At 64.0% G+C, this 26339-nt stretch carries 22 protein-coding genes and 1 pseudogene; 9 read left to right on the forward strand and 14 right to left on the reverse strand.

Annotated features, from left to right (window positions below):
- Positions 1-695 precede the first annotated feature (695 nt).
- A pseudogene (locus tag ACQW02_RS12575) lies at positions 696-1933 on the forward strand (IS3 family transposase).
- 521 nt (positions 1934-2454) lie between these two features.
- Here the strand turns inward: ACQW02_RS12575 and ACQW02_RS12580 are convergent.
- Positions 2455-2622 carry a transposase gene (locus ACQW02_RS12580; RefSeq protein WP_431285579.1) on the reverse strand — a complete coding sequence of 56 codons (168 nt, stop codon included), beginning with the start codon at positions 2620-2622 and terminating at the stop codon, positions 2455-2457.
- Between the two features lie 56 nt (positions 2623-2678).
- Here ACQW02_RS12580 and ACQW02_RS12585 point away from each other — a divergent pair, with 56 nt between their 5' ends.
- On the forward strand, positions 2679-2831 hold the full coding sequence (locus tag ACQW02_RS12585; protein WP_431285902.1) for a Mu-like prophage major head subunit gpT family protein: 153 nt from the start codon (positions 2679-2681) through the stop codon (positions 2829-2831).
- Between the two features lie 2300 nt (positions 2832-5131).
- Here ACQW02_RS12585 and ACQW02_RS12590 read toward each other — a convergent pair.
- From ACQW02_RS12590 to ACQW02_RS12635, 10 genes are all read right to left on the reverse strand, one after another.
- The gene (locus ACQW02_RS12590; RefSeq protein WP_431285580.1) at positions 5132-6031 is read right to left on the reverse strand and encodes an ImmA/IrrE family metallo-endopeptidase; all 900 of its coding nucleotides are present in this window, start codon (positions 6029-6031) and stop codon (positions 5132-5134) included.
- Positions 6031-9468 carry a type I restriction endonuclease subunit R gene (locus ACQW02_RS12595; RefSeq protein WP_431285581.1) on the reverse strand — a complete coding sequence of 1146 codons (3438 nt, stop codon included), beginning with the start codon at positions 9466-9468 and terminating at the stop codon, positions 6031-6033. The genes ACQW02_RS12590 and ACQW02_RS12595 overlap by 1 nt, the downstream gene beginning before the upstream one ends.
- Positions 9469-9492: 24 nt before the next feature.
- Positions 9493-10638 (reverse strand): restriction endonuclease subunit S, encoded by a 1146-nt coding sequence (locus ACQW02_RS12600; RefSeq protein ID WP_431285582.1) that lies wholly within the window; start codon positions 10636-10638, stop codon positions 9493-9495.
- Positions 10635-12737 (reverse strand): N-6 DNA methylase, encoded by a 2103-nt coding sequence (locus tag ACQW02_RS12605; protein ID WP_431285583.1) that lies wholly within the window; start codon positions 12735-12737, stop codon positions 10635-10637. The genes ACQW02_RS12600 and ACQW02_RS12605 overlap by 4 nt, the downstream gene beginning before the upstream one ends.
- A 16-nt stretch (positions 12738-12753) precedes the next feature.
- Complete coding sequence (locus ACQW02_RS12610; protein WP_431285584.1) at positions 12754-14322, reverse strand: N-6 DNA methylase; 1569 nt, start codon at positions 14320-14322, stop codon at positions 12754-12756.
- Between the two features lie 382 nt (positions 14323-14704).
- Positions 14705-14980 carry a hypothetical protein gene (locus ACQW02_RS12615; RefSeq protein ID WP_431285585.1) on the reverse strand — a complete coding sequence of 92 codons (276 nt, stop codon included), beginning with the start codon at positions 14978-14980 and terminating at the stop codon, positions 14705-14707.
- 104 nt (positions 14981-15084) lie between these two features.
- Positions 15085-15525, reverse strand: coding sequence for a hypothetical protein (locus ACQW02_RS12620; RefSeq protein ID WP_431285586.1), 441 nt, complete (start codon positions 15523-15525; stop codon positions 15085-15087).
- A gap of 14 nt (positions 15526-15539) precedes the next feature.
- Complete coding sequence (locus tag ACQW02_RS12625) at positions 15540-16892, reverse strand: recombinase family protein (protein ID WP_431285587.1); 1353 nt, start codon at positions 16890-16892, stop codon at positions 15540-15542.
- Positions 16889-17389 carry a DUF2924 domain-containing protein gene (locus ACQW02_RS12630; protein WP_431285588.1) on the reverse strand — a complete coding sequence of 167 codons (501 nt, stop codon included), beginning with the start codon at positions 17387-17389 and terminating at the stop codon, positions 16889-16891. The genes ACQW02_RS12625 and ACQW02_RS12630 overlap by 4 nt, the downstream gene beginning before the upstream one ends.
- Positions 17386-17592, reverse strand: a complete 207-nt coding sequence (locus ACQW02_RS12635) for a hypothetical protein (RefSeq protein ID WP_431285589.1) — start codon at positions 17590-17592, stop codon at positions 17386-17388. Before ACQW02_RS12635 ends, ACQW02_RS12630 begins: the two co-directional genes overlap by 4 nt.
- A 100-nt stretch (positions 17593-17692) precedes the next feature.
- Here ACQW02_RS12635 and ACQW02_RS12640 point away from each other — a divergent pair, with 100 nt between their 5' ends.
- The 7 genes from ACQW02_RS12640 to ACQW02_RS12670 all read left to right on the forward strand — a co-directional run bounded on the left by ACQW02_RS12640 (position 17693) and on the right by ACQW02_RS12670 (position 24077).
- The gene (locus ACQW02_RS12640; RefSeq protein WP_431285590.1) at positions 17693-18220 is read left to right on the forward strand and encodes a hypothetical protein; all 528 of its coding nucleotides are present in this window, start codon (positions 17693-17695) and stop codon (positions 18218-18220) included.
- Positions 18183-18545: a hypothetical protein gene (locus ACQW02_RS12645; RefSeq protein ID WP_431285591.1), complete on the forward strand. Its 363-nt coding sequence runs from the start codon at positions 18183-18185 to the stop codon at positions 18543-18545. Before ACQW02_RS12640 ends, ACQW02_RS12645 begins: the two co-directional genes overlap by 38 nt.
- A gap of 71 nt (positions 18546-18616) precedes the next feature.
- On the forward strand, positions 18617-18844 hold the full coding sequence (locus ACQW02_RS12650; RefSeq protein WP_431285592.1) for a helix-turn-helix transcriptional regulator: 228 nt from the start codon (positions 18617-18619) through the stop codon (positions 18842-18844).
- The gene (locus ACQW02_RS12655; RefSeq protein WP_431285593.1) at positions 18841-21630 is read left to right on the forward strand and encodes a hypothetical protein; all 2790 of its coding nucleotides are present in this window, start codon (positions 18841-18843) and stop codon (positions 21628-21630) included. The genes ACQW02_RS12650 and ACQW02_RS12655 overlap by 4 nt, the downstream gene beginning before the upstream one ends.
- 386 nt (positions 21631-22016) lie before the next feature.
- Complete coding sequence (locus ACQW02_RS12660; protein WP_431285594.1) at positions 22017-22400, forward strand: hypothetical protein; 384 nt, start codon at positions 22017-22019, stop codon at positions 22398-22400.
- On the forward strand, positions 22397-23680 hold the full coding sequence (locus tag ACQW02_RS12665) for a site-specific DNA-methyltransferase (protein WP_431285595.1): 1284 nt from the start codon (positions 22397-22399) through the stop codon (positions 23678-23680). Before ACQW02_RS12660 ends, ACQW02_RS12665 begins: the two co-directional genes overlap by 4 nt.
- Positions 23661-24077: a hypothetical protein gene (locus tag ACQW02_RS12670; RefSeq protein ID WP_431285596.1), complete on the forward strand. Its 417-nt coding sequence runs from the start codon at positions 23661-23663 to the stop codon at positions 24075-24077. The genes ACQW02_RS12665 and ACQW02_RS12670 overlap by 20 nt, the downstream gene beginning before the upstream one ends.
- Positions 24078-24410: 333 nt before the next feature.
- Here the strand turns inward: ACQW02_RS12670 and ACQW02_RS12675 are convergent, their stop codons facing one another.
- From ACQW02_RS12675 to ACQW02_RS12685, 3 genes are read right to left on the reverse strand one after another with little or no spacing between them, the layout of a single operon-like run.
- Positions 24411-25154: a DUF2161 domain-containing phosphodiesterase gene (locus ACQW02_RS12675; protein WP_431285597.1), complete on the reverse strand. Its 744-nt coding sequence runs from the start codon at positions 25152-25154 to the stop codon at positions 24411-24413.
- Positions 25114-25845: a recombinase family protein gene (locus ACQW02_RS12680; RefSeq protein WP_431285598.1), complete on the reverse strand. Its 732-nt coding sequence runs from the start codon at positions 25843-25845 to the stop codon at positions 25114-25116. The genes ACQW02_RS12675 and ACQW02_RS12680 overlap by 41 nt, the downstream gene beginning before the upstream one ends.
- Positions 25845-26057: a DUF3489 domain-containing protein gene (locus ACQW02_RS12685; protein ID WP_431285599.1), complete on the reverse strand. Its 213-nt coding sequence runs from the start codon at positions 26055-26057 to the stop codon at positions 25845-25847. Before ACQW02_RS12685 ends, ACQW02_RS12680 begins: the two co-directional genes overlap by 1 nt.
- Positions 26058-26339 lie beyond the last annotated feature (282 nt).

The following is a 26339-nucleotide window of genomic DNA, read 5'->3' on the forward strand; positions in this document are numbered from 1 at the left end:
AAGAGAAATGGAAATCTCAATGGATGGGTAGCCCGACATGATTCGGTTGATCTGGGGTGCGGACTGAAAATCGATGATCGAACGTGCACTGCGGCTTGGCCAATCCGGATCCAGGCCGACCAATATAGCTGTCCAATCGTCGGTCTGCTCACGGTTCTTCACTCGTAGGCGAAGAAGGTCGAGTGCCTGCTGTGGCTCCAATATGCTACCCAGATCGGCTATGCGGCGTATGCGTTCGGCAAAGTCATCATTTGACGAGATTGGTGTGGACCGCAGTGCCTCCACCGATGACCTGGATGGCCCACATGCTGAGGCCAGCATCGCCACTACGCTAACCAGCACGAGCTTCGAATAAATATATTTTCGATTCACCGAAACAAACCCTGCAAGACCGCGTTAATTTTATTTTATTATCGTATCATATTAATGTATTACGCTAGAAAGTTCCATTATTACTTTCAAATAAAATAAAAAATACCGCAGCAGTACGACAGATGAATGCAAGAATGATTTGGTATGGCTTGATAGAAAAAACAACGATCAAACGTTAACCGAGCGTCAACCTTCCGTCCATAGTCTTTAAGAGATGGCTTCGCTTTTTTCAGCCTTGGCGCTGCAAGGTTGGAGCGGCCCCCATTTCGACCGGACAGTCGGCGTAACCGTGAGGGCCCAGGTGGAAGCCTAGGCGTACGCCTATGTCCAAGCCCGTCGAGCGTGTTGAAATCATCACCGGCACCCAGCGCCGCCGGCGCTACACTGCCGACGAAAAGGTCCGGCTGGTCGAGCAGACCATGCAGCCCGGCATGACGGTCTCCGCCGTCGCCAGGCTCCATGGCGTGGCGCCCAGCCTGTTGTTCCAGTGGAGGCGGCGCATGTCCGAGGGCGGGCACGAGGCGGTCAGGGCGGATGAGCAAGTCGTCCCTGTCAGCCGTCTGCGGGACCTCGAAGCCCGCTGCCGTGAGCTCGAGCGCCTGCTCGGCCGCAAGACCATGGAAGCCGAGATCCTGCGCGAGGCGCTGGAGGCCGCGCGCCCAAAAAAACTCGCCTGGCACTTGCCGTCGCCGCCACCGGCCGGTTCCCGGTGAAGGCCGTGGCCGACACCATCGGCGTCGCCCGATCCAACCTGGTCGAGCAACTCCACTGACCGCCGCAGCCTCGCCGAGGCCCCTATTGCCGCGCCGAGGACGAGGCCCTGTCGGCTGAAATCCGCACCATCACCGACGCCAGGCCCACCTACGGCTACCGCCGCGTGACCGCCCTGCTGAACCGCGCCAGACGCGCGGCAGGGGAGCCCGCAGTCAATCACAAGCGCGTCTTCCGCCTCATTCGCCACGCCTGCCTCCTGCTGCAGCGCCATACCGGCCGGCGGCCGATCCGCGCCCACGAGGGCACCGTCATCGCCGAGGCCTCCAATCAGCGCTGGGCCTCCGATGGCTTCGAGATCGCCTGTTGGAACGGCGAGATCGTCCGTGTCGCCTTCGCCATCGACACCCATGACCGCGAAATCATGGCCTGGGTCGGCACCTGCGGCGGCGGCATCAGCGGCGAGACGATCCGTGACCTGATGCTGGACAGCGTCGAGCGCCGGTTCAACGCCCCGCGTGCCCCGCAGCCTGTGCAGTGGCTGGCTGACAATGGCTCCGCCTACACCGCGACCGCAACCATCGACTTCGCCGCGGCACTCAACCTCGTCGCGTGCTTCACGCCCGTTCGCAGCCCGGAGAGCAATGGCGTCTGCGAGGCCTTCGTCAAAACCTTCAAACGCGACTACGTCCGCGTGAACCCAAGGCCGGACGCCATTTCCATCCTGCAGCGCCTGGCCGATTGGTTCGAGGACTACAACACCATCCACCCTCATAGCGGATTGCGATTCCGATCACCCCGTGAGTTCATTGCCCAGAAGTCGGCCAACCCTGTCGCCTGTCCGGTTTGAAGGGGGCAACTCCAAAGGTGACGGAAGCGCAGGCGTACGCCTGATGCTCGGGATACGGAACCGTAGGCGGAAGACGCGCTTGTGATTGAGCGGCGGCTGCTCGGCGCCGTGCCTGGCGCGGTTGAAGCAGCGCCGTGACGCGGCGAAAATCGTAGGTCGGCCGGACGTCGGCGACGGCGCGGACCTCGGCCAACACGGCCTCGTCCTCGGCGCGGCGATAGGGGCCACGCCGTGGCCACTCTGGGCGGCGGACCTGGTCCAGGTTGGACCTGGCGACGCCGATGGTATCGGCCACGGCCTTCACGGAGAAGCTGCCGGTGGCGGCGACGGCAAGCGCCACGCGTGTTTTTGTGGCGGGCCTGCTCGAGGGCCTCACGCAAGCTCTCGGTCTCCATGCTCTTGCGACCGAGCAGGCGCTCGAGGTCGCGGACCCGGTTTTCGAGTTCCCGGACAGGGCTGATCGGGACGACCTCATCGTCGGCCCCGACCGCCTTCTGCCCGCCCTCGGCCAGGCGCCGCGTCTACTGGAACAGCAGGCTGGGCGCGACGTCGTGCAGTCGGGCGACGGCGGAGACCGTCATCCCGGACTGCTTAGTCTGCTCGATCCGCCGGACCTTCTCCTCCGCAGTGTAGCGCCGGTAGCGATGCATGCCGGTGAAGATCTGAACACGCTCGGTGGGTTTCGACATACGGCAGCAAATGAGTACTGGACACGACCAGCTACGCTGCCGCGTGCGCCGCCATGATGAGCTTCACGCAGGACAACCGCGGACCGCTGAATGTGACGCCGACGCAGCTGGTTGTGCCCCCCTCGCTGGAGGCGGCGGGATTGCATGTCGTGAATGCGATCGTGATGCGGCCGGCGCCTCGAACGTGTGGCGGGGCACGGCGGAATTGATCGTGACGCCGTGAGTGACGTGATTGCGCGGGGGAAGCGACGGGATGGTGGGGCCTCCCAAACGAACCCCACAATATGAACCCGCCCGAAGGCGGTCCTGAGGTCGGGAGAATATCGCCTCGTCACAACCCGTCAGGGACACCGTAGCGCTTCAGAAGAGGGCTAGCCAGCATGCCCGGGCTAGGATCGGAGGCATCTTGAACGGGTCTAAATGGCCACTGAAACCGCTTTTGAAGGAGGAAGTGGCGCGCCGGTGGGGCCTCCCGCGAACCCCACATAGCGGTCCCGCCCGAGAGCGGTCCAACGGCAGGGAGAATAACACCGTGTCGCGGCGCGCCGAGCGCATGATGCAGCAGATGGTTGGTGCATTACAACCAAACTCCCGGCTGCGCGAGACTGTAGCCAGGACGGGAGCGCCAGTCCCTCCACCAGGTTCCCGCTACCAGGGCGGGCTGCCCAGCCACGAAACGACACCGTGGACCTGGCTACGGTGTCAGCATAGCTATCCCCGCCGGGACATCCAGGCGCATCAGATGCGACCGAAACGGGGCGGTTCCGGTCAGGCATGCGATCTACGTTCGGGGGGCTGGAACAAGGTAGCCAGGAAGGGGGCGCAACTACCTTCACCAAAGTCCCGCTACCAGGGCGGGATATTCAGCCACGAAACGACACCGTGGACCTGACTACAGCGTCAGCATAGCTATCCCTGCTGGCGACATCCACCGTTACCGATACCGGCGCCCACAGGGCTAAGGCGCATCAGCCCCCCTTCGTGAAATTGGGGGAGTACGCCCCGCCTCGGCTGAAGCGGAGACGTTCGCGGGGACGCTTTTCAGGCGTCACCTGGCTATCAGGGGACTCTGAGCGACCTTCGCTGGCGCACCCACAAACGCGCTGGCATCGAAGTTCGGAGTAAGTTCGCGTCGGCTGAACACACGTTGGATCGAGTCGGGCGGGGGTGAACCGAACGCCGGCGCTTCCTTACTCAGCACTGGAAATCGGGAGTGCCAACGACTAAGGTAACACTGGATGCGGTCATGGTGGCTGTGGGACGCCTGCTTTAGAATGCACCATGGCAAGACGCGGTGGCTCCGCCCGTCTCTCAGGCATGCGCCCCGACGGGCCTGAATGGTCACCATCAATGTCTGGTGCCCCCTGACGCCCGTCACCCTGCGGGCGCGTTTGGTAGAAGCCTTCCTCGGAAGGTGCCCGCCGGGACTCGTTCAGGTCGATGATGCCCGCCCAGGATGCCCCGTAAGACGAAATAAGAGTAGCTAAGACGCAGTGAAACGCGCCGGATGATCGGAATGCCCCGCAGAGGCGACACCGGCTTGTGTGAGCGTCCTAAGCGGTGCGCCAGCACGGCGGGCATCCATCACGCCACCTTCGGCGGCGCGCAGCACGATCAGCACCTTCGGCGCATGCTCCACCGGCAGGAAAGCAGCGCGAACTCGCCCGGATCAAAGACCGTCGCCTGGCTCGCATCCCTGGCAAAGCAGATTCATCCCCATTCTCGATCCGATTTCCCAAAAGGGGCCGCAGGTCAGGACAGATTGGCCGATCCGCATCTCATGAGATGCCTTCACCATCCCACACGGCGGCTACCACATCCCAGAACGAAACCTTGCCGTCCCGGAATTCGGCGTCTCTATCCCGGCTAGGCTGAGAAATCCCGCAAGTTTCCCTCCAAGATCCACCGGATCTGAAAATCAGCCGCTGAAAACAGCCTGATATCGCGTCTTAGCTTCCGTGTTATTCAGCCGGGGCTTTGCCCATTTTCTCAGGTAAAGGCAGGTCTTATCAGTGGCTTAAAGGTCCGCGATGAGCGGCCCAAGGCTGAAACGCCTCCAGAATCCCTGTTTCCGGCACGGAACAGGGAAAAGCAGGCGTCGCGCTGCAGAGACGCGTTCGCAGCTGACTGCGTCCACCGCCAACTGACATACGAGCCGTGCTCTCCGCCTGACAGACCGCCGCGCTGAGTGGCAGGTTTCCTGGGGTTTTCGACGTAGACCTGTTGACTGGGTCGCCGCGGAGACGCCCGAAAGTCGCTCTTCGGAGGCCCATTCTCTCCGAACCTGATGACTTGGCCGATTTAGTACGGAACTCAGAAACCTAGGTTATAGGCTGGTTTCAGCGCGATCTGCACTTGCTCCGATTCGCATACCACTTGACCGAAAGCCGTACTTCGACAGCGAACACTTTGGTACGGAAGTCGCGTATTGACATGATGTGGCCCCCGTCAGATCCCAACCACGGCGCAAGCGGATGATTCCAGATCAGACATGGCGAGAGATTGGCTTTCAGGGGTTCCGAGCGCCAAGCCGGCGCCGAATTGGGGGGCGATCATATCGCGTGTGAGCCGTGAGCTCGAGCAATGCCTCGACATGCCCTGCCGCCCGCATCACCTGGTAGAGGTCAAGCGCACCGGTCGACGTGTTCTTTTCGACGAAGTTCGACAGATAGACGGCGGATTTGGATGTAACGCCGTTTCGTTCACAGACCAAATAGGCGACCGACTCGGCCTCCAATTCGACCAGCGCATGGCCACCTCCCCGGCGCGCAGGGACGCTCAGATTCCCGTCACGGCCAAGATGGCCAAGGAACAGGTGCCCAAGCTCATGGGCGAGCGTGGCGAACTGTACCGGCGGCGGATGGTTGCGGTTGATCGATATGCGGTAACGGCTTGGGTCCTTCTCTCCCTTCCCACGATGCGTGACAGTGATGGAGCCAGCTTTCCCGTCGCCGGCGTCGATCCAGACGCATTCAATGTTCTTCTTCCCCGCGCAGGCAATGAAGGTATCCATCCGGGCGGCGTCGATACCCCCAATTGCGACGAACGAGGCAGCATCCTCGGGGAGAGGCTGACCCTCCGTGTCCATCACGTCGTAGACAAGCGCGACTGGGCCGAACGGCCAGAGGATAAGAAGGGGCCGTGCCCCGACTTTTGGCTGGCGATCAAAACGCTCCAGCCAATCTCGCGCCGATGCGGCGTAGGTGAGGCCGGGCTTCTGAATCTGCAGAAGCATGGCATTGAAAGGAGCGAAGTTCCTCAGCCGGACAACAAAATCGAGGAGCGCTTTATAGTCCTTGCTCTGCGTGTAAAGGCGGGAGTCGTTGATAAGCTGGTCGAGTAGCGACCGCGCCGCGTCAGTCTCGAAAAGATCTGGTTGAGCTGAGACTACGGCGGGCAAACGATCCATCACGACGGCCGAAACCCCGTCGTGCCGAAGTCGCCCCTAAAGGCCTGCTGCCAAACATGGGCATAGACATTGGCTGCGAGCATTTCCTTTTCGTCGGCTGTGAAGGGAGGCGACGGCAGGTTCGCGAAAACCTCATCGAGGATGAACACTTCAACCTCAGCCTTTGTCTGCTCCTTCTCCCAGAACCGATCGAGTTCGGCGAGGCGGGCCTTGATTACAGCGAGCAGATCCCGACTGGCTTGCTTCACCCGCTCCCGCGCGGCCTTATCGAGGCCGTCCTTCTGGAGAAGATCGAAAAGGGCGAGTTCATCCTCGCGTAGCCCCTCCCGTGTCGCCCGCATCTGCTCCTCGTCCAGGCTATTCACCAACTCGACGAGGCGGCTGAAGATATCCTCGATCGTCGTGCGATCCTTCTCGCGATTATAGTCGGCGACAATCTCCTCGTACTTGCGCTGATAGTCCATGCGGGTTGGGTTGCGCGCGAGCAGCTCAGACAGCTTCTGTTCAACGATGTCCCGGATATCCTGGATTGCTGTTGCCTTGCGTGTGACCTTCTTGGCGAATTCGTCCCGCAGCCGCTTCAGGTCGACCTGGCTCAGATCGAAGGTGAGGCCCTCAGCCTGATCACCGCCAACGGCCTGCGTGCGGATCGCCTCGTTGACGATACGATGCAGTTCCTTGAGCAATCCCGTCACGTCTGCCGTATCGCGCCGCTCGGTCAGTTTCTTGTAAATCGCCTCGATGTTGTCGTGGCGCTCGGCAAACATGTAAATCGTCGGCTCAGTCACCAGCGATTTGAACCGGATGAAAACCTGCCGAGCGAGAATCTCGAAGCGCTGCTTGGCTTCATCGCTCGAATAGACGGCATCCACCGCATCGGCGAACCCCTTGATCCGGGCAAATCCCTTCGCGCCAATCAGCGTGCCTGAGTCGAAGCCGAGCCCCCTCAGATGACCCTCCGTCGCCTCGATGGCTTCCACCAAGGCCTGAACCCGCTCCTCGATCGGGGCGATGATTTCCTCGCCACCGGTGCCGTCATCGCCCAGAGCGTACTGCGCCAGAGCTGCACGCAGGCTGGCCAGCATGCCGTTGTAGTCCACGATCAGCCCGCAATCCTTGCCGGGATACACGCGGTTCGCGCGCGCGATCGCCTGCATCAGCGTGTGGGCCTTCATGGGCTTGTCGATGTAGAGCGTCGAGAGGCATTCCACGTCGAAGCCGGTCAGCCACATGGCGCATACGATAGCGACGCGGAAAGGATGCTGGGGCGTCTTGAAGGCGGTCTCGACATCGACGCGCTCACCACCAGCCGCCTCGAAGCCCTTCTTCATCAGGGCACGATGCGGGATGATGTCGAAGTCCCACTCAGCGAAATCGGCGACTTCGTTCTGTGCCTCACTAATGATGATCTCGACAATGGTCCCGTCGAGCCAGTCGGCCTGCTTTCCTAGCGCCGCCGACTGCGCGTGGAGGGTCGCTCGGATCTGTTCATTTGTCGCCTTGGCGGCCGCTGTTGCCTTGGCGTCACTGGCGGCACGAACCGCAGCCGCCTTGGCTTTCCACAGTGGCATGATCCGCGCGTGCATCCGAGCGCAGGTGATCTTGTCGATGCAGACGAACAGCGACTTTCCCGCTTCCCACCGCGCAGCGCATTGCTCGACGAAATCCGCAGCGATCATTTCGAGCCGATCATCCGCCGTGATGACCTCGTAGTCCTTGCCTAGAAGCTTCCGCAAAAGGGCCGTCTGATCCGGATCGAGCTCTGCCTCCTCAATTTTGGCCGCGATAGTTTCGTTCAGGTCCAGATGAGCAACGCCCAGTTTCTTGCCACGGTTCTGATAGACAAGTTTAACGGTGGCACCGTCCTCTTGCGATCGCTTGAAGTCATAGCGGGAGACGTAATCGCCGAAGATGCGGCGGGTGATTTGGTCCTGCTTGAATAGCGGCGTGCCGGTGAAGCCGATAAAGGCCGCATTGGGCAGGGCCAGGCGCATGTTGCGGGCGAGCCGACCGGCCTGCGTCCGGTGTGCCTCGTCGGAAATGACGATGATATCGTCGCGCTCGCTGTAGGGCTCGTCCGGCTTCACATCCTGATTGAACTTGTGGATTAGGCTGAAGATGTAGCGGTGGTTCTCCTTCAGCAGCCGTTCCAGGTCGGTGCCCGATGCCGCGCGGGGTGTCTTGCTGTTCGCCACATCGCAGCCGACGAAGGTCTTGTAGATCTGGCTGTCGAGGTCGTTGCGGTCGGTCATGAGCAGGAAGGTGAAGTTGCCGGGCACCTTCCGCCGCACCTTCTCGGCGAAAAAGGCCATCGAATAGGATTTGCCGCTGCCCTGCGTGTGCCAGAAGACACCGAGCCGGCCGAGGTCAGGGTGCGCGCGCTCAATGATCTGCACCGGGCCCTCGGGGATGAACGAAGGCAAGGCGGGGGTGCCGGCCTGCTCAGCCTCCGCCAGGCGCTGCCGATCGGCGATGGCGCGGCGTTCCAGAGGCAGCTCGATGACGCGATGCCGCAGGCGCTTCTCGGGGGGGAACTCGCGCTTTAGCTCTTCCTGGTAGCTGACCGAGGCGACGGCGAGGTTAACGCCGAGCACCTGGTGGTTTCGCGCCACCACCTTGCGTGTCGCGCCGGCTTTGCTCTCGTCGAAGAGGATGAAGTTCTCGATCAGGTCGAGCAGCTGGTCATGCGCCAGCATGCCGTTCAGCAGTACCTCGGCCTCGACGCGGCCCTTCTCGTCCTCTTCGCCGCGCTTCCATTCGGCGAAATGGTCCCAGCCGCTGGTGATCGAGCCATAGCGCGCGCGGTGGCCATTGCTGACAATCAGGAAGGCGTTGTGATGGAAGGCGTGTGAGACGACGTGCTCGTCCATGTACCAGCGCAGATTGCCGTCGAAGCCGGCGCGGATGTTCTTGTAGACCGCCTTCAGCTCGATGAAGACGAACGGCAGGCCGTTCACGAAGCAGACGAGATCGGCGCGAGTGTTGTAGTTCGGGGTACGCAGGCCCTGCAGCTTCAACTCCCGCACGGCCAGGAAGCGGTTGCTACCGGGCGCGTTGTCGAAGTCGATGACGCGTGCCCGCCCATCTCGCGCATGCCCTGCGGCGTCGCGGTAGTGGACAGGCACGCCATTGCGGATCAGCCGCGTGAAATCCTGGTTGTGCTGTACCATCGAGCGGCTGAAGTCATGGACGGTCAGCGCCCGCATGGCGTCCTCGATTGCGGCAGGCGGAAGATGGGGATTCAGTCGCTCCAGCGCCGCTCGCAGGTCGCGCGTCAGAACGGCGTCTTGCGTGCTGGCACGGCCCAGCGTGCTGCCGGGCCCGAAGCTTTCCTCGTTCCAGGCATACACACTGTCCCAGCCCAGGACCGTCTCCAGATGCTTGGCGAAAGTCGCCTGCACCAGCCGGTCCTCGCCGTTGATGGGCGTTAGCGCCATCTCACCGAGCCCTTTCGTTGTACGTCATATTGCAAGCTCGCCACTCATCAGGCGCGGGAGCAGCAGGTCCCGCGCCTGAGCCAGCTTCTCGCTTTGCGCGTTCAGTTTCGAGATCAACCGGAAGTTTGCCTCAGTCGCTTCATGAAAAAGGTCCAGCAACCGAGGCGGTGGAACCACGGCGATCGCCCGCTCAAAGTCATCCGGGCGGACAGCCGGATAGCCAGCTCCTGTGGCATGATTGACCAAATGCGCGACGAAATTGTCGGTTGTCACGAACAGGTACAGCCACGAAAACGGTACAGCTTGCGGTGTTAAAACAGTGAATCCTGTAGAGAAGACGTCATTATACTGAGGGTCGAGCACAAGCGCATAGGCGCGAAGATTGGGCCGGACATTCGACCAGATCACATCACCATCCGCGGCCTTGCGTCTTGCGCGACCAGGCGCCTCTGCCGATGTGATGCGAGTCCTGGAGACGATACAGCCCAGAGTAACCGATGCGATGTCGATATATGCGATTTCGTCGGGAAGCGCTCTTGCCGCGTAGCTGTCAGCATTAGTCACGGCGACCTGACCCAGCGGGCGATGCTTAAACCCCTCGGGGATGCCGTTGGCCATCTTCACGTGTTCGTGCCCAGGAAAGCGGAAGTGGATGAACCACTCGCGGTAGAGCATCCGCGCCGCATCCTCCAACAGCGCAATCCGCCGCCGGTTGTTCTCGATCAGGTCGTCGTAGGCATATAGAAATGTAACAATACTATCCTGAGTTGTCCTGTCCGCGAGGTGAATAGGAAGGCCGTGTATATGATTTCGATTTAGGGTCGGATTTGCTCCGCCAACGTTAAAGCGTTCGAGACCAAGACACTTCAACGCATAGTATACGAACCTGGGATTGTTCCCCTGTAGAGACTTACTCCAAAGCGTCGTATCATGCGGCCAGTAGCTCCCCTCCGCATAATGAACGGTCCCAAGTGAACCTTTTCGGCCAATGATAACGCCCGGTCCTTCTACCATAGCTTCGCTGTGCCAACTGCTTTGGCCGGAGGAGGAAATTACCGGGATCTCACCATTTTTTTGCTCAGCCTTTGTGATGTCGAAGCCACGCTGAAGAAACACGAGGTCTTGAAGAACGGCGGGCTTCCATCTCTTTGCGCCAAGGTAGGGGGTCACGCTCCCAGTTCCTCAAAGTTTTTAGAGATGCGCGCCGCCAAAACAGCTGCTTCCTCATTCAGACCCTTGAGATCGATATGTATGGCGCGCAGAACGTCCTCGAAATCGAAATCCTCGTCCGCTTCCTCGTGCGCGACGCCAACGTAGCGGCCCGGCGTCAGGCTCCAATCATTTGCCTGGATCGCGGCGCGATCGACCCGCTTCACCAGCCCTTCAACATCGCGCAGTACCGCATCGGGGAAGCGCTCCTGCAACCAGTCGGCCTGCTTCACGAAGTAGCGCGCCTGCCGCAGCGCCTCGACCGCCGCAGCCCGCGCCTCGTCCACCGCCTTCCGCGCCCGGTTCACGTCGCCATTCGGCCAGAGGTCATCCTCCCGGGCCGCGAGCTCCTTCACCGCGATATCGATCACCCGGCCCGCCAGCTTGGCCACCAGGTCGATCTCCTTGGTGAGGTCGCGGCAGCGATCGGCCTGGGCGTGCAGCCCAGTGCGCGCCGTGGTCAGCCCGGCATTGTCGCGCCCAGAGCCCGACCAGGCCTTTGCCTGCGCCGCCGCCTCGGTCGCGAAGGCCTCGACATCCGCAGCCACCGTGGCCTGGACGCTGGTGAGTTCGTCCCACGGCGCGGCCAGCGGGTCATCCTTGCGCTTCGCTTTGGCGAAGGGTGCGACCATGTCCGTGATCTTGCCGAACGCCTCCTCGAACGCGTCGAGCGGCTTGCTCGCCATCTCGCCCAGTTCCACCGCCCGCGCGAGGTAGCTCTCCACCAGCTTCAAGAAGCGGTCCTGCTGCCCGCGGTAGAGCCAGACGATGGCGGCGATGTTCCTCTGCTGCTCAGGGCTAAAGTCGCAGACCGAGCGCGAGACCTTGCGGAAGATGCTGCGCGCGTCGAGCATCAGCACATGGTCTCGCCGCGCCGAGTCCTTCTCCTTTGCGCGGTCGAAGAACCATAGCTGGCAAGGTACCGTGCGCGTGTAGAAGAAGTTGCTGCGGATATCGATCATCGCATCCACGGCGCCGGTCTCGACCAGTTTCTGCCGCACGGTTGCCTCGTCGCGCCCGGCGCTCGACGCTTGCGACGACATGACGACGCCGGCGCGGCCGGTCTCTTTCAGGTAACTATAGAAGTAGGACAGCCAGAGGTAGTTGGCGTTCGACACCTTCTTGCCCTTGTTCACGCCCGGCAGACCGAACGGCAGGCGCTTGTCGCCCTTCACCTTCTCCGCATCCACCTCATCCACGTTGAAGGGTGGATTGGCCATGACGAAGTCGCACTTGCCCACAAGCTCGTGCGGATCCTTGTAGTAGGTGATGGCTTCGTTACCGGCCCTGATCGTGCCCTGCAGGCCGTGCACCGCCAGGTTGATCTGCGCGAGCTTCGCGGTGGTCTCGTTCTTCTCGTGTCCGAAGAAGGTGACCTTCTTCATCGTGTCCTGGCCAGCATCCTCGATGAAGTGGCTGGACTGCACGAACATGCCACCCGATCCGCAGGCCGGATCGAAGACGATGCCGTGGTCAGGTTCGATGACGTTGACGATGGTTTGCACAATCGAAGGCGGCGTGAAGAACTCGCCGCCGTCGTGAGCGCCCTGCTTCGAGAACTCGGCCAGGAAGTACTCGTAGATGCGTCCGAACACGTCGCCCGGCGCCTTGCGCAGGCCTTCGGCGTCGAACATGCGCATCATTTCTTCGAGGACGCCGCCCTCGAATCGGCCGTAGTCCCTCGGCAGCTGACCTGTGAGCGGCAGGAAGGCGGCCTCGATCGCCTCCATGGCAGACGTCAGCGCCGCGCCGAGATTACCGTCCTTCGGCGTCTTGAGGATCACGTCGAAGCACGCGGCCTCTGGCAGGTTCAAGGCGCGGCGGCGGGTGAAGTCGGCATCGACCAGTGGGCGATCGGGCATCTTGCCCGCAGCCTTGTCGGCCTCGATCGCAGCCTTCGCTTCATAGAAGCGGTTCGTCGCGTGGCGCAGGAAGATTAGGCCCATGATGGGCATGAAATACTCGTTCGAGGCGAGGTTGGAGTTCGCGCGCAGGTTGTCAGCGATCTTCCAGAGGCCGGATTCGAATTTCTCGATGCCGTCGAAGTGGTCAGCAATCATTGTGGTTCTTCTTCCTTCAGCGCGACGGGTGGGCTTTGGCGGAGGGTTCGCGGTCCATCTCCGGCCATATCGCCTGCTGCCGTTCAGCCAGGTCGCGGCGCATCTGCTGGATTTTCTCCTGCATGTCGAAGATCGCATTCATCTGTGCGGCGATGGCGCCCTGCGCTTCGGCAGATGGCACCAGGACCGGAAGGCGTCGAAGGTCTGCCATCTGCAGTCCGGAGATCACCGAGCCGACCTTGAGGCTCTGCACCGTGACCTGGCCCATGGAGGACGAGAGGAAGCGGAACAGGATGGCCGGGTCGGTGATCGGACCGCGCCGGCGAAGTCGTAGGATGGCGAAGCTTTGGCTGGCGAGCCAGGCGGGACCATCGGGGATGTCGCGCACGAAGCCGACCTTTCCTACGCTGCCCTTGATGACGATCAGCACATCGCCCGGCTCCAGCCGCGCGCGCCTGGTACGTTGGAGAAGTTCGTCACTGGCAGGAACCGATGTCGCCGGCGTGCGCACCACGCCCGCGTCATCGATGTCGCCGACCCCCACCTCGAGCAGCACACCGGCGCTAAGGTCCGTGATGTCTGGTAATTGACGGCCTTCGCGGCCAGCGCGATCGCGGCCTACGAGAAGTGCCTGCGGGCGGCTGATATCCGCCACGTCTTCAAGCGGTACAGCTTCGGCATTTGCCAAAAGGTCCCGCATCCGACGAGCCTCGGAATCGAGCACGTAGCGCTCGACCGAGAGGTTAAAATCATGCCCCGAAATCTCGTCAGCAGAAGCTAAGACCGAGATATCGGTCTCGGTGTGGTGCTGCAGAATGTCGGCCAACTCATAAAGCGGGCGATCGGTGAACCGCCGCCTGCCCCCCTCCTGCTCCTGGCGGCCGTCGATCATGAGGACGCGCTGCTGCTGGCGCATCCAAGGATGGGCCTTAGCCTTCGGGCGGAAAATGAGCAGTGCGGCCTGGAGCAGTGATGACCCGATGATTGCATCCCGAGGCAAACTCATAACCGCATCCAGGCCAAATATCCGGACGGCCTGCTCCTTGAACGCTTGGTCCGCCTTGGTCGTGCGGAAGAGGAACCCTGTCGGTAGTAGGCAAACAGCGGCGCGGCGCCCGCGCGCCAGGGCGAGCGCCACGTACTGGCCCTCTGCCGCGCCCGGCTGCGGAAGGTTGGTACCGAAGCTCCGGTAATCTCCGCTGCGGTCGCGCAAGCCAAAGGGCGGGAAGACGATCGCCACGTCATAGGTTTCGTGCTCAGCCCATGAGTCTTCTTCCGCACCAGCCGGCTCGAATAGTGGGTCGCGTTCCCGAACAATCAGCGGTAGATCGTCGGCGACAGCGATGCATGCGCAGAGTGCCGCGAGCCAGGTATCCTCAACATCCAGCGTGACCTGAACGCGGCGGATTTCGGCTACGTGCATTGCGACAATAGCCGTCATGCCATAGGCGCAATAGACGCGCTGCTTTTCGCTGAGGCCGGTGGTGTCTGCAATGAGTTGGCAAAGCGGAATACTGGCAAGGGGTACCGCCATGCGCGGGCGTTTTGGGGCGTCTAGAAGCGCGCGGCGAATCAACCCACGCATCGGAGATACGTCACCTCCCGTGCCGCTTTGCTTTGACTGGGTAGCGAGCGCTAAGCGCCTGAGCCGCTCGAGGTGACCTGGCGGGAACGGTTGGGACAACGGCGAGAACGTCGCCTCGGGCGCCCGCCAGGATTTGGGCCATACAGCGGGCAGCCGGTCGAGCATCGATTGCCAGTCAGGGGCCGTAAGCTCCCTCTCCACATCGAGGAAGCCCATGCCCTCAGGACCAGACAGAGGGAGTAGGCGGGCTGCGACTTGCATCTGTGCCACAGTCAAAGCGACGGATGCTTCATCAAGGCCACTTCCGGGCCCAGCGGCCTGGAGCTCTGTTTGGAATTTACGGACTAGCTCCTTCTGATTGGCTGACAGGGCCTGATAATGATCAGCGTGCATGTGTGCGTCCGCGGTCATAAGAGTTGACGTCGTACGCGGTGATCAGGGCGCCGTCCGCCAGCACGACGACGACGCCCCCTTTGTCGAGCGCCTGCATTGCAGTGCGCTGGAGATCGCGGAGTTGCTCGATAAGGAGCTTGAGTCCCTGCCGCCCGAGGACACGCTTGTCCTGAGCATCCTCTCCGAATTGGAGGGTAAGGTCGACGAGTGCCTGCTTAATCCCGCGTTGGGACATTCGCCGACCGATGTGTTGTGTCCTAGCCATGGCACCCTCCGTCCTGATCTTCCAAACATAGGAAGCCTAGCGAAAAAAATCCATCCTTCATTTTTTTGTTTCGTCGGTTTTTTTATGGCGCGAAGGCAATATACTTATGTTCTTTGAACGTTCTCATTGGTTGGCAAATTCAGTGGCCCAAGGCGGTCATCTTGAATGACCAGCCCGACGGAGCTCTGGGGCCGGCGCATTTGCCCCTCCCACTCCACCGGAAACGGCGCCATCAGCCCCGGCAGCGTCATCGCCTCCGGCTGTCGCCCGTCCAGAATTGCCTCGACGATTTCCGGCGCCAGCAGCGTCAGCCGCAGCACGCGCGAGACATACGACGGGTTGATCTTCTCCCCGACGGCCAGGTCCAGGATCGTGCTGTAATGTCCCGTCTCCAGCATCCGCCGCCACCTGAACGCCCGGGCCAGTGCCTTGACCAGCGTGCTGTCGGCCTGGGCCGGTGCCAGGTGAGCGCCACCGCTCGGCGTCACCACCAGCTTGCGCCCTCCCCGCTTTCGGACCGCCAGCGGCACCCGGACCGTGAGCATCTGCGCTGCGCCCCTCACGCGGCCGCCCTGCCCTCGCGGTCCTGCCGCACGCCCAGGTCCCGCACCAGGCTGCCCAGCCCCTCCAGGCGCAGCCGCACGTCAGCCCCGCCGGGCCCGATGTCCACGCGATCGACCAGGAGGTGGATAATCCGCGCCTGCTCGGCCGGGAACAGCTCCTCCCACAGCGGGTCCAGCCGCTCCAGCGCCAGCCGGGCTTCGGCCTCGGTCAGATCCGGTGCCGAGGTCCTGGCCGCGCGCCAGGCGCCGAGCACCACCTCGGGCTGGCGCAACAGCCCCCTCACCTGCGCCATCACGGCAGCCTCTATCTCTGCTGCGGCAATGCGCGCAATGGCCGGGCCATCGGCAGCACCGCCCTTCAGAACCGACTGGCTGACGTAGTAGCGGTAGATCTGCCCACGGCGCCCCCGCGTATGGGTGGGCGACATGGCCCGCCCATCCTCGCCAAAGATCAGCCCGCGCAGCAGCGCCGGCGTCTGGCAGCGCGTGCGGTTGCCGCGGACCCGCGGGCTGACCGTCAGCAGGGAGTGGACCGCGTCCCACATTTCCTGCGGCACGATGGCGGCATGCTCGCCAGGATGGGACTTGCCCTTGTGCATGGCCTCGCCGAGGTAGGTGCGGTTGCTCAGCACCCGGTAGACGTCGCTCTTGGTGAAGGCGCGGCCACGTTTGGTGAGATGGCCTTCGGCGCGGAGGCTGGCCACCAGATTGGTGCCGGATTCCGTCGCGACGAAGCCCTCGAAGATCCGGCGCACCAGCGCCGCCTCGGCGTCGTTCACCAGCAGCTTGCGGTCTCGGGCGTCATAGCCGAGCGGCACGAAGCCGCCCATCCAGATCCCGCGCGCCCGCGACGCCGCCACCTTGTCGCGGATGCGCTCGCCGATCAATTCGCGCTCATACTGTGCAAAGCTGAGCAGGACGTTCAAGGTCAGCCGCCCCATCGACGTCGTTGTGGAAAACGACTGAGTCACGCTGACAAATGTCACGTTGTTGGCGTCGAACACTTCTACCAGCTTGGCGAAGTCCATCAGCGCACGCGACAGTCGATCAATTTTATAGCAGACGATGACGTCGATGCGGCCGCGCTCGATGTCCGCCAGCATGCGCCGCAGCGCTGGCCGCTCCAGCGTGCCGCCAGAGACGCCGCCATCATCGTAGCGGTCCGGCACCAGCACCCAGCCCTCCGACCGCTGGCTGGTGATGTAGGCCTCGCAGGCCTCGCGCTGCGCGTCGAGCGAGTTGAACGCCATGTCGAGCCCTTCCTCGCTGGATTTGCGCGTGTACACGGCGGACCTGACCTTCTTGACCGTGGCCGGCAGGATGACGGCGGTCGCGGGCTTGCGCGTCATGCTGCGGCCCTCCGGTTCTTCAGGCCAAAGAACAGCCAGCCATTCCAGCGGGTGCCGGTGATGGCGCGCGCGATCGCCGACAGCGACTGGTAGGGGCGACCCTCGAACTCAAACCCCTCCCGCAGCACCGTCACGCTGTGTGCGACGCCCTGGTACTCGCGGACCAGCCGCGTGCCGGCGATCGGCATGTCGTCGCCGCGGATGCGCCGGAGCACGGGATTGCCGCCGTCGAGCTGTTCGCCCAGGGCTTCGAGGCGGGCCACCGTCTCGGGCTTCAGCCCGCCATAGGCGAGTTCCTGGATGCGGTAAGAAAGGCGGCTTTCCAGGAAGCGCCGGTTGTAGGGCGGCGGCTCGGCGGCAAAAAGGTCTCGCCACTGCTGCTTCAGGTCGGGAATGCGCGCCGTCTTCAGGGCGGCGAGCCGACCCAGCACGTCGGCCGGCGGGATGGCGGGCACGGTTGGCGCCTGGCTGGGCTTGGATTTGGTGGCGCGTGTCATGCGGGTCTCCGGTTGGTCCGGTTCGCATGACCGCTCTGGTCGCGCCGGTAGTGTAGCGAACTCTCTCCCTGGTCGCTGGTATCCTGGTCGAAGTCTTCGGCAGTGCGGCTGCGAAGCCGCAGCAGGCCCGCGGCGAGGATGCTGCAGATCTCGCGCAGGTGCGGCGGGAGGTGCTGCAGGGCGGCGGCGGCGGGCTTAGACATGGTCGTACGTCTTCAGGTAGAAGGCCGCGTTGCGCCTGGGCCGATTGTTAAACGATACAGTCTTGGCAGAAGCGATGCCGACGCTACCGTTGCTGCTACGATGAACGATTCGCCGCTGCCAACGCTGTCTCTCTTCGATGCCCTGGTCCGGTGGAGCGACCCGGACCTCATGGATGTTCTTCGGCAGAAAGAGCGTCGCCACATTGCCTTCGACATCCGGCATTTCTACAGTATTTCCGCCCCGAGGCGGCTCCAGATCAGTCTCGACAGTGAGCTCGCCGTCGCAATCACAGACGGCTCGATGATCGGATCGCCTTACTTCGGAGACCTGATCGCCGCCTGGGATGCGGTCATCCGGGACTTTCGGAATCGCCTGACCGGCGAGATCCACATTGAAGGCGTGCAGACGAAGCCCAACCTGGAAACTGAAAGCCGTCTGCTTCCCAGCGCATGGATGTCGGACGCGGAGTTTAATTTTGTCCGCAATGCCGTTCAGGTAGGCGAAGCACGCTATGTCGCCGTCCGATGCTCTCGCGGTCAGCGCGCGGAACCTGCCCCCCCCCATGGCTGCAGCGTCCGGAGGCCTGGAAGTGAGCACGCCGGCCTCCCGCCAGCCCATTACGGCTGAGACGGTCGATTTGCTTTCGGACGACGAAGTGTTGGTTCTGTTGGAGAACCACGCGATGCGGGTCATCCATGGCGATGCCAAACTCATGCCGCCAGGCAAGATCTCCCTCATGCCGATTGTCGCCGGGAAGCTGCGGCATCGGGCCGAGGCGAACGCGCTGCTCGATACGCTCGCAGCCGAGTCGCTTTGGCTCACTACATGGATTGAGTCGAAGATTCAGCTGCATCAGACACCCAGCCAAGGAACGATTTCGAAGGTCTTGGGCTCGGAGTACAAGGCGCTGAAAGCGCGATCCAACGCCGCGATTCAAAATTTGAAAGATTGAAACGCGGCGCTGGATCGCGCCCTCCACCTGCCGTCTTGCTGATCCCCGACAGGCTGCTTCGGGGTACTTCCATGCACGATATTTCCTCCGTTCACGCGCCCCAGGCACGACGGCGCGATCGCGCCTTCCTGACGCAAGCCGAGCTGGCATACCGTTGGCGGCTCAGCGAAAGGACGTTGGAGAAATGGCGCCAGCAGAGAATCGGGCCCCGGCATCTCCGCATTGGTGGCCGCGTCCGTTATCCCGCTGATGAGGTCGAGCGATACGAGGCGGCGCAGCTGCGGGGCGGCGCGCGGTGAGCGACGCGATTCCGAACCGGCCGCCCGAGGTGGCGACCTACCGGGCCACCTTTGGTTACTATGCGCAGAACACCCCATGGAATGATGTCCGCAACCTGACCTGGGTCGAGCTCGCCGACGTACTGACGACGCACAGCCCAGGCCCCAAGCAGGGCGACTGCATCGTGCCGGCGGTCTTCCGGAACGGGCAGCGCAAGAAGTCCGACGCCGACCGCATCGACGTCGTGTTCCTCGACAGCGACGCGGGTGCCACCCTGGTGGAGATCGAGCAGGCCATCCGCCGCCGCGGCTGGGCTGCGGTGATCGCCTCGACGCATTCACACATGACGCAGACGACCTGCATCAAGCGCGGCAACTGGGACAAGTTCCGCGCGGCCGCCGCCGATCAGCACGGGGCGCCCGAAACCTATCTGCTGCAGGACAAGGGCTACCTGGTCTCAGTGGCGGCCGGCGCCAGTGTGGTGGCGGAGACGGATCAGGAGGTGACCTTCGCGCACCAACCCTGCCCCAAATTCCGTATCGCGATGCCGCTGCTGCGGCCTTGGTTTGCCGCGAACTATAACGGCCAGGCCGAGGCGAACGCCGCGTGGAAGGCATGCATTGAAGCGCTGGCGGCGGCGCTCCACCTGAACCACGACCAGTCCTGCACCGATACGTCGCGGCTGTTTTACCTGCCGCGCCGCCCGGTCGACGGCCCGGAGCCGGAGACCCTGGTGCTCAACGGCACCGCCTGCGACATCTTCGCCCTGCCGCCGCCGCCCAAACCCCAGCGGCTGCGCAAGGCCCGAGCTGCCGCTACCCAGGGCCGGGCCAAGGGCACTGCCCGCACCGGGCTGGGCTTCGGCCTGGGCGACGCGCCGCTGCAATTCTCGGACTCGAAAACCGGCGAAGTGCTGGAACTGCGGCGCTGGGCCGCCACCTATGCGCGCCGGTTCAAGCCGGTCACAGCGCTGCAGGCCCGCCAGCCCGAGGTGTTCATTGGGAAGGTGGTCGACGGCAAACACCACCTCCGCTGTGTCAACGCCGCGGCGCACACCACCGGTGCGGACGACACGGCGACCTTCGTGATGAATGCCGAGGAGGCGGAGTCCGGGACCTTCATTCATCACTGCCGCCACGCCCATTGCGACGGTCGCGACCGCCTGCTGTTCGTGCAGCAGATGCTGGAGCAGGGCTGGCTGACCATCGCAGACCTCACCGAGCCGCTGTTCCTGCATGGTAATACCCGGCCCCCGCGGCCGCTGATCCGCTCGATTGCTGGTGACCTGGAGAATATTGTCGACCATGCCGAGGAGGCGCTACTCGGGGCTGGCTTGAACCTGTATCAGCGAGGTCCCTTCATCGTCCGGCCTGGCCGGGTTCGCGTCACCTTGGACAAGCAGCAGGAGGTATCAGGACTTCGGATCCTGGAAGTGCAGGACCATGCCATGGTGGAAGCCATGACGTCGGCGGCGGACTGGTTACGCTATGATGCCAGGGCTGAGGATTGGGTGACCATCGACGCCCCGACGAAGGTCGCCAACACCTACCGGCAGCGAACCGGCAGGTGGCGCCTTCCGGTGCTGGCAGGTTTGATAAATGCGCCGACCCTGCGCGCCGATGGCAGCATCCTGTCCGCCTCCGGCTACGATGCGAGCACGGGCCTGCTGCTCCAAACGGACAGTGTCCGCTTTCCGCAGATCCCAGATCGACCCAGCAGGGCCGATGCACTGCACGCACTGGCCGATCTGAATGCGCTGATCGAGACCTTCCCCTTTGTAGATGCCCCGAGCCGGTCGGTCGCACTCTCCGCCATCCTGACCGCCTGCATTCGGCGCTCCCTCCCCACCGCGCCGATGCATGCGTTCACGGCACCGACCGCGGGCTCGGGCAAGTCGATGCTGGTCGACGTGGCCAGCCTGATCGCCACCGGCCGGGAAGCTGGTGTCATCGCCCAGGGCAAGACCGAAGAGGAGTTGGAGAAGCGCCTCGGCGCGTTGCTGCTAGCCGGGGACCAGGTCATCGCGATCGACAACTGCGAATCTCCGCTCGGCGGTGAATTCCTCTGCTCGATGCTGACGCAGCGGATCGTGCGCGCCCGCATCCTCGGACGCTCGGAGGCCCCGGAGTTGCCGTCGAACGCCTGTGTCACAGCGACGGGGAACAATCTGGTGCTGGTCGGGGATATGACGCGGCGCGCGGTGATGTGCCGCCTCGATCCCAAGCATGAGCGGCCGGAGCTGCGGCAGTTTGCCAACAGCCCGATCGCCGAAGTGAAGGCAGATCGGGGGCGATATCTCGTGGCCGTCCTGATCGTGCTGCGGGCCTACCACGTCGCCGGACGTCCGCAGCAGGCGGATCCCCTCGGTTCATTCGAAGATTGGAGTGGCTGGGTCCGGGGCGCTTTGCTGTGGTTAGGGCAGGCTGACGCGGTTCATACCCAGGAGACCATTCGCGCAAATGATCCGCGTCTCGATGCGCTGACCGCAGTCTTGTCCCAGTGGTCGTTGCATCTGGGTCATCGCCGTGCCACCGCCCGCAATATCATCGATTGCGCGACCGAGCACCGGACGGGATTTGGCTCACTAAACATGAAAACCGACTTTGTGCGGCCTGATTTTCGTGAGGCCCTCCTGGTCATCGCTGGTGATGGCGGCTCGATAAACAGCCGGCGCCTGGGGCGCTGGATCGCGGCGCATGAGGAACGCGTTGTCCAGGGACAGCGTATCTGCCGCCAGGGAATGCTGACGGGCACCATGACCTGGGCGCTGCTTGCTGAAGATGTCGCCGACAGGGACGCGGCCTGATGGTCATCTTTGTCGGCCGTGGCGATGTGTGCGCGGTGGGTTTGGTGGGTTTCGTGGGTTTGCGCCAGTCACACTCCTAAATCTGTCAATACGCACACACGTCACAACATGAAGATGAAGGTCTCTTGTGACACTTCCCGCGGGGTAGTGGAATGAAACCCACGAAACCCACCAAACCCACCGCTCATGTTTTTTGACGGAGCAGGCCCCTTCCCGCGCTACAACCGACGCGACGCCATCCTCGCTCGAGGCCAATCGCCAAGTTCCCTGTCCCTGTCGTAGTTCCTCGTAGCCGCGCGCAGTTCCGGTCGATTGCGGCGACGAATCCCGATCTGGTATTCTCCCCACCACGGCACGCCTTGTGCCGTCGCGCTGGAGTACCGTCGATGCCGGGACGCAAACCCTTCACCCCCACCGATGAGCAGCGCCGCACCGTACGTGCCATGGCAGGCTTTGGCGTGCCGCATGACGACATCGCCCTGGTGGTCCGCTGCAGCCCGCCGACCTTGCGCAAGTGGTTCCGCCAGGATCTCGACGTCGCCACCATCGAGGCCAATGCTCGTGTGGCGCAGACGCTGTTCCAGCAGGCCACGACCCCCGGCAACATCGCCGCGACCATCTTCTGGCTCAAGGCCCGGGCCGGCTGGCGCGAAAAGCAGGTCGTCGAGGTCACCGGCAGCAAGGACGCCGCGCCCGTGGTGATCAGCTGGATGGCGGAGACGGTGGCTGCCGGCACCCCGCCCCTGCTGCTCGAGGGCGATGCGTCGTGACCGACCGGCCCGCCGCCGCGCAGTTTCCGTCCTACAAGGTCACGTCGGTGGCCGCGCTGATCCCCTATGCCCGCAACGCGCGCACGCATTCCCCAGCGCAGGTGGCGCAGATCGCGGCCTCCATCCGCGAATTTGGCTTTACCAACCCGGTCCTGGTCGACGGCGACCGCGGCATCATCGCCGGTCACGGCCGGGTGCTGGCGGCCCAGAAACTCGGCCTGGCGCAGGTGCCGACCATCGAGCTGTCTCACCTCAGCCCCACCCAGCGCCGGGCCTATGTCCTGGCCGATAACAAGCTGGCGCTGAACGCCGGCTGGGACGACGATCTGCTGCGCATCGAGCTCGCCGAGCTGCAGGCGGACGGTTTTGACCTCGGCCTGACCGGGTTTGACCTCGACGAGATCGGCACGCTTCTGGCCGATCCCAGCGACGGGCTGACCGACCCCGACGAGATCCCCGAGGTCCCGGCCCAGCCTGTGGCCCGCCTGGGCGATGTCTGGCGGCTCGGGCGCCACCGCCTGGCCTGCGGCGACAGCACCGCCCCGGAGGTGGTCGCCGCCGTCCTGGCCGGTGTCCGGCCCCAGCTGATGGTCACCGACCCGCCCTATGGCGTGAACTACGACCCCGCCTGGCGCAACGCCGCCCTGGCCGGCAGCCAGACCCAGCGCACCGGCAAGGTGCTGAACGACCACCGGGCCGATTGGCGGGAGGCCTGGGCGTTGTTCCCAGGCGACGTGGCCTACGTCTGGCACGGTGCCCTGCACGCCACCACCGTGGCCGAGAGCCTGACTGCCTGTGGCTTTGACATCCGCGCCCAGATCATCTGGGCCAAGGACCGGCTGGTGCTCGGCCGGGGGCACTACCACTGGCAGCACGAACCCGCCTGGTATGCCGTGCGCACGGGTGGCACTGGCCATTGGTCGGGCGATCGCAAGCAAACGAGCCTGTGGTCCATCCCCTCGCGCGACCAGGATGCCGCGACGAGCCACGGCACCCAGAAGCCGGTGGAATGCATGCGCCGGCCGATCGAGAACAATTCTTCCCCCGGCCAGGCGGTCTACGAGCCCTTCAGCGGCTCGGGCACCACCCTGATCGCCGCAGAGATGACCGGACGGTCCTGCCACGCCATCGAGCTCAGCCCGGCCTATGTCGATGTGGCGATCCTGCGCTGGCAGGCCTTTGTCGGCGAGCAGGCGGTGCTGGAGGCCGATGGCCGCAGCTTTGCCGACACCGCCACGATCCGCGCTGCGGAGGTCACCGATGCAGGGGCTGCGGTTTGAGCCGAGCGATGAGCAGCGCCGGCTGGTTCATGCCATGGCGGGGTTCGGCATTCCGCAGGCGGATATCGCCACGCATCTAAAGGTGGATGCCAAAACCCTGCGGCTGCATTTTCGGGAGGAGCTGGATCGGGGCTCGATCGACGCCACGGCCAAGGTGGCGCAGTCCCTGTTTCACATGGCGACCGCGGGCAAGAACGTCGCGGCCGCGATTTTTTGGATGAAGGCGCGCGCGGGTTGGCGCGAGAAGCACCAGGTGGAAGTGACAGGCGCCGACGGCGCGCCGCTGCAGCCGCTGGTGATTGAGCGGATCATCATCGATCCCCGAGATGGTGGCAGGCGCCCGACGATCGAGGGGGAGGCCGACGACATAGGCCAGGCCACGCTCGAGGCAGACTGAGCCCTGCCTGTTCACCCGGCCTGTTCAACACCGACCAACGACCGTTGATCGGTGGTGAACAGGGACGAGGTCGTGCTGTCAGGCTCGCCATCGCTGACGTCATCTGGGAGGGGTGCTTCCCTCGCTCTCGGGGAGAACGGTGCATTCCACCAGGCCATTCGGAATTTCAACGCAGCGGTGGCGCAGTGCATCGGGACGTGGTGGAGGGGCGGCGCATCCGATCAACCACGCTATCGAGGTCACCAGGAGCAGGCCAGTCTCCGGAACCACGCGCACGAACTCTCCCTTCCATCACGCGTTGAACCGTAACGCCTTCACCCCGCGGCCCAGCAACTAAGCCGAGCTTAGGCCAATGGCCGAGCCGGCTGTGGAGTTCGGCGGCGCCCACCGTAACAGGGCAGCCTCACCGGTCAGCGTCAGCCGGTAGATCCCACGCCGCTCACGCTCGAACCAGCCATAGACGTTACGCAGCAGAATGGCAGAGGCATCGTCGGCAGCGACCCGCAACGCCCTCACCGGCTGCGGGCCGCTGCCGAGTGCCGCGGCGCAAGCCAAGGCCCGCTGCCGATACGCCGTCATGATCGGCTGCCGCGTCGAGCCGCCACAGGCGGGGTCGCCGAGGCGGCGCTGATGTTCCTGGAGCAAACGGCTGCGGCGCTTCTCATTGCGCCTGGGACGGTAGGGGGCGGGTTCGGCGACCACCTCGACCCGGCCGCTGGCCGGCGAGACGCGCAGCAGGCCAAAGCCCAGGAGCCTGCACAACTTGTGCACCCGGCCGTCGCGGTCGCGTCCGCGGCTGCTCGCCCGCACCGCGAGCCAGATCTCGTCGGCCGTCGGCAGCCGGTTCACCGCCTGCAGCAGCAATTCCAAGGTGAAGCTCAGTTTCATCTCGACGATGACGAGGAACGGTTCACCGACCGCGCGAATCGCCACAATATCGCAGCCGCAGACTTCGCCTTTGGCATCGAAGCCAAGCAGCCCGAGATGGCGCTTGACCGCGGCATAGAGCGCCGTCTCGAGCTGTTTGGTGGGACGACTAGCCGGGCTGGATGACATGCCCCGGAGTATCTTGCGCATGAGCGCTCCGCGCCAGCAGCCGCGCCACGGTGGTATGGGTCCAAGCGCTGCCGCCCCGCGGGGTCACCACGCCCCGCGCGGTCAGCACGCGCGCGAGCGCCGCATGCGAGGTGATGCCCTCCGCCTTTGCGGCGTCCACCTCCAGCAACAGGCGATGGGCTTCCTGCTGGGCCACCAAGCGCCGCGCCACAGCCGCTGCCGCCGCGTCCGGGCCCGTGGCAGGCCGGTATCCGCGGTCGCCGCCGAGCACCCTGCCCCTTGCCTTGGCTGCCGCCAGCGCCGCCCGCGTCCGGGCGCTGATCAGCTCCCGCTCCTTCTGTGCCATGGCGGCATAAATGCGCAGCATCAGCTCGTCCGCAGTTGGCATGTCGGCGGCCCGGAGCAACAGCCCCTCCTCCAGCAGCCCCGACAGGGTGTGGGCGCGCCGGGTGATCCGATCGAGCCGGGCGGCGACCAGCACCGCGCCCAGCTGCCGGCATTTGGCCAGCGCCGCCTGGAAGCCCGGCCGGCGGTCGTCCTTGCCGCCGGCGATGTCCTGGTGCTCGGCGACCAGCGTCCAGCCCTGGCTGGCGACGAAGGCGCGCACGCTGGCCTGCTGCGCCTCCAGGCCGAGACCGCTCTGCCCCTGCTCGGCGGTGGAGACCCGGTACAGCCCGACGGCGTGGCGAGGGCGTCCCACCGGCGCGGGCATCAGCCGGCCTCAGCCAGGCGGTAGACGCTATAGGAGCCCTTCGCGCCCTGCTGGTTGGTCCCGACCTGCCGCACCCGTTCGAGCACCTGCACGTCGATGCCGCGGCGTTTGAGCCCGGCCAGGAAGCCGCGGACCGTGTGGGACTGCCATGACGTGGCCTCCATCACCTGAGCAATCGTGGCGCCATCGGGCTGGCGGAGCAGATCCAGCACCGCCTCCTGCTTGGTGCCAGGGCGTGGTCCCCGTGATTCCCGTGGGAGGGCAGCGCCGCGTCCGGTGAGGGCTTCTCGCAGGAGGGCGACGGCCGCCTCCAGGCCTGGGCGCTGGTCCACATCCCAGGCGGCAAGCACCACCTGCGCCGCATGGCGTAGGCCACGACCTGAAGCATCCATTTGCGGGGCCTTAGGCGCATCCAGGGCGGCCGCGCATGGTTCGGTGGCACCAGACTGCGACAGCGCTTGAAGGGGCGTCAGTGAGTCACACAGAGTCGCCAC

Origin of the sequence: Humitalea sp. 24SJ18S-53 (assembly GCF_050632385.1) — a bacterium.
GTDB lineage: Bacteria > Pseudomonadota > Alphaproteobacteria > Acetobacterales > Acetobacteraceae > Humitalea.